The organism is Kitasatospora sp. NBC_00039 (assembly GCF_045160625.1).
Classification (GTDB): Bacteria; Actinomycetota; Actinomycetes; order Streptomycetales; family Streptomycetaceae; genus Kitasatospora.
In genome coordinates this window covers 392,068-407,353 of the sequence record NZ_CP108290.1, presented here as the reverse complement: position 1 = coordinate 407,353, position 15,286 = coordinate 392,068, and the positions used below count along the sequence as shown (strand labels likewise).

13 protein-coding genes are annotated in these 15,286 nt (G+C 75.0%); 4 read left to right on the top strand and 9 right to left on the bottom strand.

Annotated features, from left to right (window positions below; all coding sequences use genetic code 11):
* Positions 1–65 precede the first annotated feature (65 nt).
* Together OG286_RS38020 and OG286_RS38015 are read right to left on the bottom strand one after the other, a co-directional pair.
* Complete coding sequence (locus tag OG286_RS38020) at positions 66–932, bottom strand: haloalkane dehalogenase (protein WP_331741670.1); 867 nt, start codon at positions 930–932, stop codon at positions 66–68.
* Positions 933–1,040: 108 nt separating this feature from the next.
* Positions 1,041–1,862, bottom strand: a complete 822-nt coding sequence (locus OG286_RS38015; RefSeq protein WP_331741667.1) for an NAD(P)H-binding protein — start codon at positions 1,860–1,862, stop codon at positions 1,041–1,043.
* Between the two features lie 98 nt (positions 1,863–1,960).
* Between OG286_RS38015 and OG286_RS38010 the strand changes: the two genes are divergently transcribed.
* Positions 1,961–2,653 (top strand): TetR/AcrR family transcriptional regulator, encoded by a 693-nt coding sequence (locus OG286_RS38010; RefSeq protein ID WP_396325879.1) that lies wholly within the window; start codon positions 1,961–1,963, stop codon positions 2,651–2,653.
* A 163-nt stretch (positions 2,654–2,816) separates the two neighbouring features.
* Here the strand turns inward: OG286_RS38010 and OG286_RS38005 are convergent, their stop codons facing one another.
* The 6 genes from OG286_RS38005 to OG286_RS37980 form a co-directional block, all read right to left on the bottom strand.
* A complete protein-coding gene (locus OG286_RS38005) occupies positions 2,817–3,809 on the bottom strand; it encodes a DUF5937 family protein (RefSeq protein WP_331741662.1) in 993 nt (330 codons plus the stop codon).
* 160 nt (positions 3,810–3,969) lie between these two features.
* Complete coding sequence (locus OG286_RS38000; protein ID WP_331741659.1) at positions 3,970–4,821, bottom strand: class II fructose-bisphosphate aldolase; 852 nt, start codon at positions 4,819–4,821, stop codon at positions 3,970–3,972.
* Entirely contained in the window at positions 4,812–5,759 is a 948-nt protein-coding gene (locus tag OG286_RS37995) for a 1-phosphofructokinase family hexose kinase (RefSeq protein ID WP_331741656.1), read from the bottom strand. The genes OG286_RS38000 and OG286_RS37995 overlap by 10 nt, the downstream gene beginning before the upstream one ends.
* Positions 5,756–6,673: an ROK family protein gene (locus OG286_RS37990; RefSeq protein WP_331741653.1), complete on the bottom strand. Its 918-nt coding sequence runs from the start codon at positions 6,671–6,673 to the stop codon at positions 5,756–5,758. The genes OG286_RS37995 and OG286_RS37990 overlap by 4 nt, the downstream gene beginning before the upstream one ends.
* Positions 6,674–6,716: 43 nt before the next feature.
* Complete coding sequence (locus OG286_RS37985) at positions 6,717–7,589, bottom strand: SIS domain-containing protein (RefSeq protein WP_331741650.1); 873 nt, start codon at positions 7,587–7,589, stop codon at positions 6,717–6,719.
* Between the two features lie 199 nt (positions 7,590–7,788).
* Positions 7,789–8,550 (bottom strand): DeoR/GlpR family DNA-binding transcription regulator, encoded by a 762-nt coding sequence (locus OG286_RS37980; protein WP_331741647.1) that lies wholly within the window; start codon positions 8,548–8,550, stop codon positions 7,789–7,791.
* Between the two features lie 209 nt (positions 8,551–8,759).
* On the opposite strand from OG286_RS37980, the gene nagA reads away from it, so the two are divergent.
* Positions 8,760–9,995, top strand: coding sequence for an N-acetylglucosamine-6-phosphate deacetylase (nagA, locus tag OG286_RS37975; RefSeq protein ID WP_405363644.1), 1,236 nt, complete (start codon positions 8,760–8,762; stop codon positions 9,993–9,995).
* Between the two features lie 22 nt (positions 9,996–10,017).
* Here nagA and OG286_RS37970 read toward each other — a convergent pair whose 3' ends face one another.
* Positions 10,018–12,030 (bottom strand): FUSC family protein, encoded by a 2,013-nt coding sequence (locus OG286_RS37970; protein WP_331741644.1) that lies wholly within the window; start codon positions 12,028–12,030, stop codon positions 10,018–10,020.
* A gap of 526 nt (positions 12,031–12,556) precedes the next feature.
* Here OG286_RS37970 and OG286_RS37965 point away from each other — a divergent pair.
* A complete protein-coding gene (locus OG286_RS37965; protein ID WP_331741641.1) occupies positions 12,557–14,872 on the top strand; it encodes a nitrate- and nitrite sensing domain-containing protein in 2,316 nt (771 codons plus the stop codon).
* Entirely contained in the window at positions 14,869–15,282 is a 414-nt protein-coding gene (locus OG286_RS37960; RefSeq protein WP_331741638.1) for a roadblock/LC7 domain-containing protein, read from the top strand. Before OG286_RS37965 ends, OG286_RS37960 begins: the two co-directional genes overlap by 4 nt.
* Positions 15,283–15,286 lie beyond the last annotated feature (4 nt).

The following is a 15,286-nucleotide window of genomic DNA, read 5'->3' as shown; positions in this document are numbered from 1 at the left end:
CCCCGGATTCGCGGCCCGCGAAGCACCGGGGTGCGGCCGGGGCCGCGTCTCCCGCGGCCCGGCGCCTACCGGCCGCGAAGGCCGTGTCCGTCCGCCCAGGCCGCGACGGCGCCGGCGATCAGCAGCGGATGGTCCTCCGGCGTGTGATGCCCGGCGACGGCGTCGAAGTGTCGGACCGTCAGGCCGGCAATGTTGGCCTCGCACCACGCGATGGTGTCCCCGTGCACCATCGTCCCCGGCCCGGGGGCGAAGGTGATCAGGAGCTTGGGCACGTCGGGACTGGCTCCGAGCCACCGGTCGTACGCCTCGATCCGGGCGACGACCTCGGCGGGCTCGCCGCCCAGCGGCATGGAGCGCGGCCACTGCAGGAGCGGGAGGCGGCTCTCGCGAGTGGGGTAGGGCTTGAGGTAGACGTCGAGGTCGCCCGGGGCGAGGGCGGTGGCGACGGTGCCGGGCAGGCCCTCTTCGAGGAAGACGTTGTCGTCGAGGATCATGGCCTCGCCGATGCCGTCCGTCTTGATCGCCCGGAAGAGGTCCCGGCCACCTTCGGGGAACTCCTCCCAGGTCATCGGCTTGACGATGGTCTCGGTGAACGCGATACCGCGCGCCCGGCCGGGGTGGCGGGCGGCCCAGTCGAAGGCCAGGGCGCCGCCCCAGTCGTGGCCGACCAGGATCACGTCATCGAGGCCGAGCGCGTCGAACCAGGCATCCAGGTACCGGGCGTGGTCGGCGAAGGTGTAGTCGATGGCGGGCTTGCCGGACTCGCCCATGCCGATCAGGTCGGGGGCCAGCAGCCGGCCGCTCCCCACCGCGGGCATGACGTGCCGCCACAGGTGGGACGAGGTCGGGTTGCCGTGCAGGAAGACGATCGGGGCCCCGGCGCCGGACTCCCGGTGGTGCATGGTCGAGCCGAGGATGTGCTGAACGGGCATGGTGCTGTCCTTCGACGAAAATGATGGCGGGTAAGGGCACGGGCGAGCGCGAGGGCGAGGGCCCGGGCGCGCTCAGCGGAAGGCGGCGGGCGCAGGCGGCGGGCGCGCTCAGCGGAAGGCGGCGGCGTTGCGGGCGGCCCAGGCGGCGAAGGTCGCGGCCGGGCGGCCCAGGACGCGTTCGACGTCGGGGCCGACCCGCTGCTCCTCCTCGGTCGGTTCGCCGAGGATGGCCAGGGTGCCGGCGACGACGGGCAGCGGCATGAACCGCGCCATGAGTGCGTGGGCCTGCTCGCGGGTCTGCTCGGTGAAGTGCACCGGTCCGCCCAGCGCGGCCGCGATCGCCGCGGCCCGCTCGCGCGGGGTGGTCGGCGCGGGGCCGGTCAGGGTGTAGGTGGCACCCAGGTGCACATCCTCACGCAGCGCGGCGGCGGCCACGGCGGCCACGTCCTCGGGATCGACGAACGGTAGGCCGACGTCGCCGAACGGCGCCTCGACGGCCCGCCGGGTGCGGACCGACTCGGCCCAGGCGAAGGCGTTGGTGGCCATCCCGCCCGACCGCAGGACCGTCCAGCCGAGCCCGGACTCACGGACGGCGGCCTCGAACCGGACCGGGTGCCGGTACACCTCCGGGCGGGTCCCCGCTCCCTGCGAGGAGAGCAGCACCACCCTGCGGATCCCGGCGTTCTTCGCGAGATCCACGATGCCGTCCGGGTCCTCCCCCGCCACCAGCAGGAACAGCGCCTCCGCCCCGTCGAACGCGGCCCGCAGGCCGGCCGGGTCGGCGAGGTCGCCGGCCACCGCCCGCACGCCCGGCGGCACGTCGGCTTCGGTGATGTGCCGGGCGACGGCGGTCACCGGCACCTCCGCCTCGGTCAGCAGCCGTACCAGTGCCCGCCCCACGTTCCCGGTCGCACCTGTCACCACGATCATGTCGATCTCCCCGATCGATAAGTGAGTTAGTTGCCTGACTAACTCCGTCGAGCCGAAACCGTAGCAGCCCCGACGGGCGTCGGTCTACAGTTAGTCGGGTGACTGACTCAATGGATTCCCGGCACGCCTCGGCGGAGGCTCCCCACGCGAAGGCCGACGGCGAGACGGCCGGGGACAGGAAGACCTCCGGCGCCGCCGCCCGGAAGACCGCCGCCGGGAAGGCCGCCGCCCCGAGAAACGCCGGCAAGCGGCAGCGGCTGACGGCCGCCGCGGCGCGGGTCCTGCACGAGCAGGGCGTCGAGCGCACCACCATCGCCGACATCGCCCACGCCGCCGACGTGCCGACCGGCAACGTGTACTACTACTTCAAGACCAAGGACGAGCTGGTCAGAGCCGCCCTCTCCGAGCACGCCGGCCACCTGGAGACCCTCACCGCCGAGCTCGACCTGCTGGCCGACCCGCGCGAACGCCTCAAGGGCCTGGTGACCGCATGGGTCGGCCGGCGCGACACCGCCGCCCGCTACGGCTGCCCCACCGGCACCCTCGCCGTCGAACTCGACAAGCGCGACGACGGCGGCCTCGACGCCGCGGTGGGCCAGGTCATCCGCTTGCTGCTGCAGTGGGTCGAAGAGCAGTTCCGGCAGCTGGGTGCAGCCGGCCCGGAGGGCCTCGCCGTCACCCTCGTCGCCGGCTACCAGGGCATGTCCCTGCTCTCCAACGCGCTGCGCGATCCGGAGATCATGACGCGCGAGGGGGCCCGCCTGATGGACTGGATCGACGCCGTGGCCTGACACCCGCCCGACCCCGACGCCCGGCCGACGCCAACGCCCGGCCGGACCCTGGCGGACGGCCGGACCTCGCCGCCCGGTCGGACCACGGAGCGGTGACGGGGCCGGGCCCGGCAGGGCGCCGCCCCGGGCGGTGCCGCCGTCCGTCCTTCACGCGCCCGCGCGGTCAGTCCCCCGCGGGGGCCAGGAGGGCGTCGGCAAGGGCCGTGCGGGCGTAGAGGACGAACCGCCCGGTGCGGTGGGCCGTGACCAGGCCGGCGTTCCGCAGGGCCGTCAGGTGCTGGGAGACCCCGGCCGCGGACAGGCCGGAGTGCTCGGCCAGCCGGGTGGTCGAGGACGGTGTGTCCAGTTCGGTCAGCAGCAGCGCACGGGAGCGGCCCAGGACGGCGGCGACCGCATCCGGCGAGGCGGTCGCCCGGTGCTCCCACAGGTTGCCGATTCCCCGGGCCGGATAGGCCAGTTGGGGCGGATCCGGCGGCACCGAGCGGGTCAGTACCCGCGGCCAGGCGAACGCCGAGGGCACCAGGAGCAGGCCGGAGCCGGCCTGGTCCCGGGTCAGCGCGCAGTGTCGGCGGACCAGTCGCAGCGTGCCGTCGTCCCAGCGCACGGTCTCGTGCAGTTCGTTGAGGACGTGGGCGGAGCCGTGCTCGGCGACCTGCCGCGCCCGGTGGAACACGTCCGCTTCGAGGAGCCGCCGGATCCTGGCCCAGTAGGGCGCGAGGGCGAGCTCCCAGTACGCCTCGATCTCCGCGGTGATCTTCTCCAGCGCCTCCTCAGGAGCCTCGTGCAGAAACCTGAGCCGGGCGGACGGCCCGGTGCCGCGCTCGACGCCGAGCATCTCCAGTTCGGTCCGCACCCGCGCGGGCGCGCTGCGCCGGATCGCGTCCAGTTCGGCGCCGAGGACGGGGAACGGGGTGGCGGGGGTGGGGTTGAGGAAGTCCGCGAGGTAGCCGTCGGCGGGGACGAGGTCGGCCAGCCAGCCGCGGTCGAGCCCGGCGTGAGCCAGCCGGGGCCGCACCTGCTCGGCCCAGCGCCGGTGCAGCGCCGGCTCGGCGTCGCCCCGGAGCAGTCGGAAGCTGGTGACGACCTCCCACATCGGGGAGACGGCGAACCGGGTCTGCGCGAGGTCCGCCGCGGAGAAACTCAGTCCCGACTGCATGCGCCGCCGCCTCCCGGCCGTCGTCCGCTGGATTCGGCCCGAGCCTAATCGATGGCCCGTGTGCGGGGCGGCCCCGCAGACGGCGGCGGCCCTGGGGCTCCGTCAGCACCGAGCCCCGGGGCCGCCGCCGGGCCGCGCGATCCCCTTCAGTGGCCCCGCCTCAGCGCGCGACGGCCGCCCGCGCGGTCAGGACGCCGAGCAGGCGTGCCACCTCCCCGGCGACCGCGGCCCGGCCGTCGCCGAGGTAGGCCCGGGTGTCGACCAGGGCGGAGTCGGCGGCCAGGCGGCGGCGGACGGCCGCGGTGAAGGCCTTGTTGAGGTGGGTGGCGATGTTGATCTTCGTCATGCCGTGGGCGACGGCCGCGGCGAGGTCCGCGTCCGCGACCCCGGAGGAGCCGTGCAGCACCAGCGGCACGGGGACGGCGGCCCGCAGGGCGGCTATCAGCTCCAGATCCAGCACGGCGTCCCGGGTGAGCATGGCGTGCGAGGTGCCGACGGCGACGGCCAGCGCGTCGATGCCGGTCCGCTCGGCGAACGCCGCGCCCTCGCCCGGGTCGGTCCGGGCGCCGGGCGCGTGGACACCGTCCTTGCCGCCGACCTCGCCCAGCTCGGCCTCCACCCAGACGCCCGCGTCGTGGCAGAAGGCCGCCACCTCGGCGGTGGCCCGGACGTTCTGCTCGTAGTCGAGCACGGAGGCGTCGAACATCACCGAGGTGAAACCGAGTTCGACCGCCTCGCGGACCAGTGACCGGTCGGTGGCGTGGTCGAGGTGGACGGCCACCGGCACGCCCGCGGCCCGGGCCACGGCCAGCGTGGCGGTGCCGATCGGGGCCAGGCCTCCGTGGTAGCGCACGGCGTTCTCGCTGATCTGCAGGATCACCGGGGCGCCGGCGCTCTCCGCGCCGGCGACGATGGCCTCGGCGTGCTCCAGCTGGATGACATTGAACGCGCCGACGCCGTGGGCGCCGTGGCGGGCGGGGGCGGTGATCTCGCCGGTTCCGGTCAGGGGCATGGCTCTCCTTGAGGGTGCGCCGGTTCGATCTCCTCGACCCGGACGAGGCTGAGCAGGCGGTGGTAGGCGCCGGCCTCGAAGCGGCCGGCCTGCGGCGCCAGGACGGTGGCGGCGGACAGTGCCACCGCGTGCCGGAGCCGGTCGGGCCAGGCGGCGCCGGCGGCCAGGCCGAGCGCGAGAGCGGCCACCGCCGAATCGCCCGCGCCGGTCGGATTGCCGAGGAACCTGCCGGGCGGACGGGCCTGCCAGCGGCCCCCGGCGGTGCAGGCCAGCAGCCCGTCAGGCCCGAGCGAGGCGACCACCGCCCCCGCGCCGGCCGCGCGGAGCGACTCGGCGCCCTCCAGCGGGTCCCGGGCGCCGGTGGCTTCGGCCAGCTCGTGCAGGTTCGGCTTGACCACGGCGGGGCCGGCCTGGATACCGTGCAACAGTGCGGGACCGTCGGCGTCCAGCAGCGCCGGGATGCCGTCCACTCCGGCCCGCTCGACGAGTTGCCGGTAGGCGTCCGCCGGAACGCCGCGCGGCAGGCTGCCCGAGAGCACCACGACGGCCGCGCCGGGCAGCAGGCGCCCGTAGTGTGCCAGGAAGCCCTGCCACTCCTCCGGGGAGACCACCGGACCGGGCTCCAGGTAGATGGTGGTGTCACCGTCCCGCTCCTCGGCGACGGCGACGGTGCGGCGGGTCTCCCCCGCCACCTCGACCAGTTCGTCGTGCAGGCCCGCCGCGGCGAGGTCCTCGCGAACCGCCCGGCCGACCGCTCCGCCGGTGAGGCCGGTGACGACCGGGGCATGGCCCAGCGCGGCCAGGACGCGGGCGACGTTGACGCCCTTGCCGCCGGCCTGCTGGGTGACCTCGCGCACGCGGTTGCTGCCGTGCCGGCGGACCTCGGGGAGCCGGTAGGTGACGTCGAGAGCGGTGTTGAGGGTGACGGTGAGGATCACCGGCCGCCCCCGTCCAGCAGGTCCTGCGCGAGCAGCGCCGCCCCCAGGCTCCCCGCACGGTGGCCCAGTTCGGCCGCGACGAGCCGGGGCGGGCCGCGGAAGGTGAGCCGCTCTGCGAGGGCGTCCCGCAGCGGGCCGAGGAACGGCTCGCCGGCCTTGGCGAGGCCACCGCCGATGACGATCCGCTCGAAGTCGAGCACGACGGTCAGCGCCGCCAGACCGTCGGCCAGCGCCTCCACCGCCTCCACCCAGATCCGCGCCGCGGCACCGTTCCCGGACTCGGCCAGCCGCCTGACGTCCTTGGCGCTGACGCCGGCCTCGCCGGTGGCCCGGGCGTAGCGGCGGGCGATGGCGGAGGCGGAGGCCAGGGTCTCCACGCAGCCCCGGTTGCCGCAGGCGCACCGGTCCCCGCCGGGGCGGACGACCAGGTGGCCGAACTCCCCGGCGAAGCCGTGGTCGCCGCCGAAGGGGCGGCCGTCGATCATCAGCGCGGCGGCGATGCCGGTGCCGACCGGGACGAAGGCGAAGTTGGGGCAGGAGCGGCCGGCGCCGAGGCGGCCTTCCGCGACCCCGCCGGCCCGGACGTCGTGCCCGAACGCCACCGGGAGGCCGAGGTGTTCGGCGAGCCGGCGGCGCACGGGGGTGCCGCGCCAGCCGAGGTTGGCGGCGAGGACGGCGGTGCCCGTCTCCTCGTCCACCAGGCCGGGCACGACGATCCCTGCGGCCTCCGGCCTGCCGCCGTGCCGGAGGGCGCTGGTCATCAGCTCGTCGGCGCAGGCGAGGACCGTCCCGGTCAGGGCTTCCGGTCCGTGGTCGGCGCGGGTGTGCCACTGCGCCGAGCCGAGGAGCCGGCCGTCCTCGACGATCGCACCCTTGATGTGGGTGCCGCCGACGTCCAGCGCGATGACGCTCACGGGCCGACCGCCTTCCGGCCCCGCCCCGGACGGTGGATCACCGTCACGGCTGGTCCAGCACGATGGAGCGGGTGAGGTTGCGCGGGCGGTCCGGGTCCAGGCCGCGGGCCTTGGCCAGCTCGACGGCGAGGCGCTGGACGCGGACCAGCTCCGCCAGCGGGTCCCGCGTCGCGACCACGGCCGGGGCGCCGGTCAGCGCGATCTGGCCGAGCAGGCCGGCCGGCGGCTCGCCGAAGAACCAGACGGTGCTCTCGGAGCTGCTGACGCTGATCGGGCCGTGCCGGTACTCCATGGCGGGGTAGGACTCGGTCCAGGAGGACGAGGCCTCGCGGACCTTGAGCGCCGCCTCGTGGGCGATGCCGCTGGTCCAGCCGGTGCCCAGGAAGGTGAACTGCTTGGAGGAGATGGCCCGTTCGGGCAGCGCGGCCTCCAGGGCCTGCTGCGCCTGTGCGGGCAGGTCGGACGGAGCGGCGCCGAGGTGCGCCCGGAGCAGGACGAGGGCGGTGGTGGCGAACCGGGTCTGCACGACGGACTGCTCGTCGGCGAACTCCAGGGCGACGACGTTCTGTGCGGCGTCGACGACCGGCGTCGACAGGTCCCCGGTGATCGCGACGGTCGCGCCGCTGCGGGTGCGGGCCAGTGCGTCCAGCACCTCGGTGGTGGTGCCGGAGCGGGTGAGGGCGACGACCCGGTCGTACCGCCGGTGGGCCGGGAACTCCGAAGCCGCGAACGCGTCGGTCTCCCCCAGCCCCAGCGACTCGCGCAGCGCCGCATAGGCCTGCGCGATGTAGAGCGAGGTGCCGCAGCCGACGATCGCGACCCGCTCTCCGGGTTCGGGAAGTCCCTTGGGGGTCAGCTCAAGGGCGCGCTGCCAGCACTCCGGCTGGCTGGCAATCTCGGCGTCGACGTAGGCCATGACGTCCTCCTGCGCAAGGTTGAGCCTTGATGCTCAAATCTGAGTGATTTATAGCTCGTTCTTCCAGACATGCGCAACCATGATCACCAAGATCTCAGTTTCGAGCAGGCGGCGGCCGCCCCGGTTCCGGGCGGCGGAAAGCCCTGGGGCGGCCCGCGTCGGCAGGCCGCCCCAGGGGCGGGACGGGTCGTTCAGCGGCTCACCCCGCGCGGTGCACCCGGACGCCGCCGGACACGATCTCCTTCTCCCGCACCGCGGTGAGCCCGTCGTCGGTCACCACGTCGTGCACCTCCGCCAGCGGGCAGATCTCCGCGAAGGTGACCCGCCCGATCTTGGTGCTGTCCGCGAGGACGACGGACCGGGCACTGCTGCGCAGGAACGCCCGGTCGGTCTGGGCCTCCATCTCGTCGTGCGTGGTGCACCCCTCCTCCGCGGTCAGGCCGTCCACCCCGATGAAGGCGACGTCCAGGTGGTACTGCGACAGCATCCGGTCGGCCGCCGGGCCCACCAGCTCGTAGCTGGTGGTGCGGGCGATCCCGCCGATGACGACCAGCCGGGCCTCCGGCCGCACCACGAGGTCGGCCGCGATGTTCACGGCGTTGGTCACGATGGTGACGTCCCCGCGGCCGGCCAGGACGCGGGCCAGCTCCCCGGTCGTGGTACCGCCGGTCAGCCCGACCACCGCGCCGTCCGGCACCAGCTGGGCGGCCTGCGCGGCGATCCGCCGCTTCTCCTCCGGGTACTTCCCCCTGCGGTGGCGCAGGGGGAGTTCGAGGTTGACCGCCCCGGTGACCGCGCCGCCGCGGGTCCGGTGGAGCAGGCCCTGCTCGTGGAGCTCCTGGAGGTCCCGGCGGACCGTCGCGCCCGAGACGCCCAGCAGGCCGGCGAGGGCGTGCACGTCGGCGCTTCCCTGATGGGTGATGTGGGAGAGGATCCGGGCTGCGCGATCAGCTTTGAGCATGCCGGGGAGTGTAGCCGCGCAGGACCGGGGCGGTCAGTGCCTCGACGGACAGCTGTCCCGCTTCCGGAAGGGTTGACTGAATCTGATTGCATTGACCAGTATCGAGCGATTCTGAGCAGATGCTCGCCGGCGGCCGCCCCCACCGATGGCCGCCGGCCGGCACACTTTCCGGAGGTGACCGCGTGACCGCGCGGATTCAATCAGCGGCCCTGTCGCGGGGCACCGCCCTGTCGCGGGGCCCCGCCCTGTCCGGCGCCCGCCTCGTCCTGCCCGGCGGTGTCGTGGACGGGGACCGCCTCGCGATCGAGGGCACCCGCATCGCCGGCCTCGGCGGCGCCACCGAACCCGGCGACCTCGACCTCACCGGGTACACCGTCCTCCCCGGCTTCGTCGACCTGCACGTCCACGGCGGCGGCGGCGCCTCCTACGCCTCCGGCATCGCCGAGGAGGCCCTGCACGCCGCCCGCACCCACCTCGAACACGGCACCACCACCACCGTCGCCTCCACCGTCACCGGCGAGATCGACGACATCGCCCGCCAGGCCCACGTCCTGTCCGAACTCGCCGAGGACGGCACCCTGGCCGGCATCCACTTCGAGGGCCCGTTCATCTCCCCGGGCCGCTGCGGCGCCCACCGCCCCGACCTGCTCCGCGACCCCGACCCCGCCCTCGTGCGCAAGCTCGTCGACGCCGCCCGCGGCCACGCCACCATGGTCACCCTCGCCCCCGAACTCCCCGGCGGCCTCGACTCCGTCCGGATGCTCACCGACCTCGGCGTCATCGCCGCCGTCGGCCACACCGACTCCGACTACACCAAGACCCTCGAAGCCATCGAGGCCGGCGCCACCGTCGCCACCCACCTCTTCAACGCCATGCCCGGCATCGCCCACCGCGCCCCCGGCCCCATCGTCGCCCTCCTCGAGGACGAACGCATCACCGTCGAACTGATCAACGACGGCGTACACCTGCACCCCTCCGTCCTCGACCTCGCCTACCGCACCGCCGGCGCCTCCCGCGTCGCCCTGATCACCGACGCCATGGGCGCCGCCGGCATGGGCGACGGCCTCTACCCCCTCGGCCCCCTCCAGGTCGAGGTCAGGAACGGCGTCGCCATGCTCACCGACGGCAGCTCCATCGCCGGCTCCACGCTCACCCTGGACGTCGCGTTCAAACGCTCCGTCACCGTCAACGGCCTGACCCCGAACCAGGCCGTCGAGTCGCTCTGCGCCGTCCCCGCCCGCCTGCTCGGCCTCGCCGACACCGTCGGCTCACTGGAGACCGGCAAGAACGCCGACCTCGTCGTGGTCGACTCCGTCACCTACGACCTCGCCGCCGTGATGCGCCGCGGCGAGTGGATCACCGGCGGAGACCGGTTCCCGCGCGTCCGGCGCGAGGTCCTGTCCGGTCGGTCGCGCGCCCGGCAGGACCGGCCGGACAGGACCTGAGCCCGCCGACCACCCACCACCGTCAGCCGGCCACCCCTGCCAGGGCCCGCTGCCGCTCCTGGATGCCGTGGAGCTCGGCGACGATGTCGCGGAGCGTGCGGCAGTCCGGCGGGAGGGCGTCCATCGCGGGGCGGCCCGCCGGAGCGGCCCGGCCGTCCAGCGCGTCCGCCACTTCACCGACCGCCGAGACCACCTGGCCGACCGCCGCCGCGCCGGGCGGCTCCCAGCCGTGCGCCAGCCGGATGGCGCAGGCGGTCGCGGCGTCGGCGATCCGCTCGGCTCGCACCGCCACCTTCAGCCAGTCCTCGCCCGGGTCCGCCAGCAGCTCCACCCGCACGGTCTCGGCCGACACCCGGGCCTCCGCGAGCGCCCGGTAGGCGCTGCGGCGCAGTTCGGCGCGCCGGCCCGCCTCGGCGCCGGGTGCGGCCCCCGGGCCGGGTGGCGCCGACCTCGGGTCGGGTGGCCCGGTCAGCACGTCGTCCAGGTAGCGCTGGGTGTGGCGCAGCGCCTCGGCGCAGCGGTGCCCGACCCTGGCGCGGGTGTCGACCAGCCGCGGCAGGTGCCCGACCACCAGGACCACCGCGCAGGCGAGCGCCGTGTCCGCGAGCCGGGAGGTCGCGGCCTGGGTGTCGCCGCCGAGCGAGACGAAGGCGAGGACGGTGAGCGTGACCACCCCGGTCTGGAGCGCGAAGTGCCGCAGGGACGGTGCGATGAGGGCCCCGCAGACGGCGACGACGATCACCGGCAGACCGGGAGCGGCTCCGGCCGCCACCCCGCCGAGGCCGGCGAAGAGCAGGACGCCCGCCGCCGTCCCGGCGAAGCGGTTGACGATCCGCGAGAACAGCGGGCCGTAGTCGGGCTTGACGAGGAAGGCCGCCGTGACGGGCAGCCAGTACCAGTGGTCGGCGTGGAGCAGCAGCGCGAGCGCCGTGGTGACCGCCACGCACGCCCCCACGCGCACCCCGCACTCGCGCCCCGCCGGCCCTGCGGGGTGGATGCCCCGGCGGGAGCGGGCGGGGGCCGGCCGCTGCGAGGGCCCGCCGGTGGACGCATCGCGGGATCCGTCACGAGATCCGTCCGGCGGTCCGCCCGGAGCGCCGGACGGGCGGTGGTCGAAGGCGAGCCCGGCGGCCAGGACGGCGCGGTCGAAAGCGGTCCGGGCGGGGCTGTCGGCCACCGGGACGGGCAGCCTGCCCGGCTGGGTGTCGCCCCGGACTGCCTCGGCCAGGCGGCGCGGGCCCGCCTGCGCCATGGCCGGCAGCGCCTCGCCCTCCCAGAGCAGGGCCACACTCGCCTCGCAGAGCGCGGCGGCAGCAGCGAATCGCTCGTCCAGCCGGAGCTCCGCGGGCCGGCGGCGGCCGGGCCGGCGCAGCAGCCGCTGGAGCCGCAGCGCCTCGTCGGCCCCGTCGAGCGCCACCGTCAGCCCGCGGCGGGCGCGCTCGGCCCCGGGTGTGCCGACCGCCCGCAACGCCTCGGCCAGAGCGTCGAACACGGCCGCCACGGCCTGCCGCTCACCCTGCAGCGGGCGGAACTCCGGGGCCGGCCGCACCGCGAGACGCAGCATCAGGAACCAGGCGCCGCCGAGCAGGTACCAGCCCGCCTTCGCCCACGCGGGGCCGGCCATGGGCATTCCGCAGCCGAGGGCGGTGAGCACCAGCAGCTGCACCCCGGCCGCCGAGCAGACCGGCCCGGCGACGCTGACGGCGCCGCAGACCACGCCCACCACCGCGAGCAGTGCCACCGCCCACCAGCCCGGGGCCTGGCCGATCAGCAGTCCGGCGGCCCCTGCCAGGGCCGGCAGGCCGACCAGTGCCGCGGCCGAGCGGGCGGTGCCGGGGCGGTCGTTGATGCCGCCGAACATCGCGGCGAGCCCGGCCAGGACGCCGGCCTGCGGCTGCCCGGCCGCGACGGCGGCCGCGAGCAGCGGCCCCATGCCGAGGGCACCGCGCAGCACGCCGCCCCAGGGGAACGGTCCGGACTGCCGCCGCAGCGGGTGCAGCAGCCAGTCCGGCGGTCTGGTCTCTCGGCGGCGCACGCTCCCCCTCGGTCCACATGACACTGATCTCCCTCAGAACCGTAGGCGATCTGCCTTTCCAGACGGATTCCTGTAGGTAACGCTCCCGTTTCGTCCATCGATCCGCAGCCTGCCGCAAGGACGCCGCCCCTCGGTCCGCCGGCACGGCAGCCTCCGGCCGGATTCGGCCCGGGCTTGATCCGGCCGACCGCGGTGCAGGACGGGCGGGGGACGCCGTGGCACCGCGCCGGAGGGGCTTCCGGGCGCCTGCCACGGCGAGCCGGAGTACGGGGCAGGCGCGGGAATTGAGGTGGGGGCTTTTTAACGCTCCATCAGTTGGCTAGGCTTCCGCAGGTTTCGAAGACATGATCGACCGGCGCCACTATGATCGGCGCGGCATCGTGTCAGGTACGCGCCCACTGGAGGAATCCCCAGCGGCCGACACCGCAGCACCCTCGCCCGCCCGTCCGATCAACCTCCAAGGCGCCATGACTGCTCACCAGCAAGGCCTGATCAACCCTCCGCTCATGGCCGGAGGACCGGCCCGGTGACGATCACCCGCAAACTCGCCGTACTCGCCACGGTGCCGCTGCTCGCGGTGGTGGCATTCGCGGCGCTCGCCCTGCGCATCACCGCCGGACAGGTGTTCGGGGCAGCGCAGCTGCGATCGATGGTGGCCATCAGCGCCCAGGTCGGCGACCTGACGCACCAGCTGCAGCGGGAACGCGCCTGCGCCGCCACGCTGCTGACCGGCGAGGCGAATCCCGACCGGACCAACGCCTACCTCCGGCAGATCCAGGCCACCGACGCGAGCATCGCGCAGTACCGTCAGCTGCGGGGGCGCATGCACGCCTCCCGGGGCAACTCCAGCGGGCTCCTCCGCCAGGTGGACGACGACCTGACGGGCCTGCCCGCGCTCCGCAAGCAGGTGGAGTCGAGCTCGAGTGCCGTCCTGTCGGCGACCACCTTCCACTACCGGATCGTCATCGCCGACCTGCTGGCCTACCGGGGCGCCGTCGCCGGGGCCGGACGCGCCGGGGCCGATCTCGCAGGCCGCATCAACAGCGGGGTGACCCTGGCCCGGGCCCAGGAGTCGGTGAGCCAACAGGAGGTGGCGGTCCTCACCTCGCAGGCCTCCGGCGTCCTCACCCCTGCCGCGCAACAGGCGATCACCGCCACCCGGACCGGATACACCGAAGCCGTCCTGGAGTTCCAGCGGATCGCCACCCCGGAGTGGCAGACGTGGCTGGACCGGTCGCTGACCGGTCCCGGCATCATCGCGGCGGGCCGGCTGGAGGACGCCGTCGCCCGCGCCACGCCGGGCCGGCCGCTGCCGGTGGACGCGAGTTGGACGACGGTGATGGACGAGCGGACCGACCGGCTCCAGCAGGTCGAGCAGAAGGTCGACGCCTCGGCGCTCGACAGTGTCACCGACTTTCGCAACACGCAACGCCGACTGGCCCTGAGCGAGGGCGTGGCGGTCCTGCTCGCGGTGGTCTCGGTGATCGTCCTCGCACTCCGGCTGGGCCGGCCGATGATCCGGGAGCTGCGCCGGCTGCGCGTCGCCGCGCACGCAGTCGCCCACGAGCGCCTTCCGGCGGCCGTCACCGCACTGTCGGCGGGAGGCGCACTCGGCGAGGCCACGCCGGAGGAGTTCGCCGCCGCGGCGGGCGACGCGGTCGAGGTCCGCGGCCGGGACGAGATCGCCGCCGTCGGCGCCGCCTTCAACACCGTCAGCCGGGAGGCCGTGCGGATCGCCGCCGAGCAGGCGGCCATGCGCGACCGGATGGGCAGCGTCTTCGTCGGCCTTGCCCGCCGGGCCGAGCGGCTCACCGGCGCACTGGTCCAGGCACTCGACGCGGCCGAGCGCGACGAGCCCGACCCCGAACGGCTGGCCCGGCTCTTCGAGCTCGACCACCTGGCCAGCAGGATGCGCCGCAACAACCACAGCCTGCTCGTCCTCGGTGGCGAGGCGACGGCCCGGGTGCGGTCGACGGACGCCCCGATCGAGGACGTCCTCCGCGCGGCGGCGGCCCAGACCGAGCGCTACACCCGGATCGACGTCGGGACCACGGACCAGGGCGTCCTGGTCGAGGGCCGGGCGGTGGACCATCTGGTCCACCTCTTCGCCGAGTTGCTCGACAACGCCACTGCCTTCTCCAAGCCCGGGACCCGGGTGACCGCCGAGGCCCGGCTGCTGACCGACCGGCTCGTGGTCCAGGTGTGCGACCGGGGCATCGGCCTGGGTGAGGACCGTTGGGACGCCGCCAACGAGAAGCTGGCCACACCCTCTCCGGTCGAGATCGCCGCCGTCCGCGCGATGGGCCTGACCGTGGTCGGCCACCTGGCGTCCTGGTACGGCATCCGGGTCGAGCTGCGCCCGCGTCCGGGCGGCGGCACCATCGCCGAGGTCACCCTTCCGGACACGGTGTTCGGCGTGGCCGAGGCAGCCGACCCGGCCCCCGTCGCGGCCCCCGTCTCCGTGGCCGTCTCCGTGGCCGTCCCCGCGCCCGTCGAGGCCCCGGCGCCCGCCCAGGCCCCGGCGGCGGCGCCGGCGCTGCCGCCCGCCGTCTCACCGGCGCCGTCGGAGTCGACGACCGCGGGCACCACCGGGAGCGGCCTGCCCATGCGCAGGCGGCCCGCGGCCTCCGCCGCCGAGCCAGCCCCCGCCCACACGGCGGTTCCCAGCACCTCCGACTCCCCGCCGCCCGCCGCCCATCCCTCGCACGGACTGGCACACCGCGACCCCGGACAGGTCTCGGCCTCCATGGCCGCCTACGCCCGCGGCATCGGCGCCAGCCGCGCCGCACGCGCCGCCCCCAAGCCACTCCTCTCCGATCCGAACCAGAAGGAAGACGCATGACCTCCCCCTCGACGCACGATCTCGACTGGCTGCTCAACGACTTCGCGGCCCGGGTCCCGGAGATCACCCACGCGGTGGCGGTCTCCGCCGACGGGCTGCTGATCGCCGCCACCAAGGAGGTCGACGCGGAGCACGCCGACCAGCTCGCCGCGATCGCGTCGGGGCTGGTCAGCCTGCTGGCCGGCGCCGCACGGCTGTTGAAGGCGGAGCCGGTGGTCAGCAACCTGACCGAGCTGCACGGCGGCTTCCTCTTCTCCATGGCGGTCAGCAGCGGTGCCTCGCTGCTGGTCCTGGCCTCGAAGGCCTGCGACATCGGCCAGGTCTCCTTCGAGATGGCCGAGCTCATCAACCAGGTCGGCCCGCAACTCACCCCCGCGGCCCGCGCCAAGCTGCTCGACACGCCTTCCTGATCGA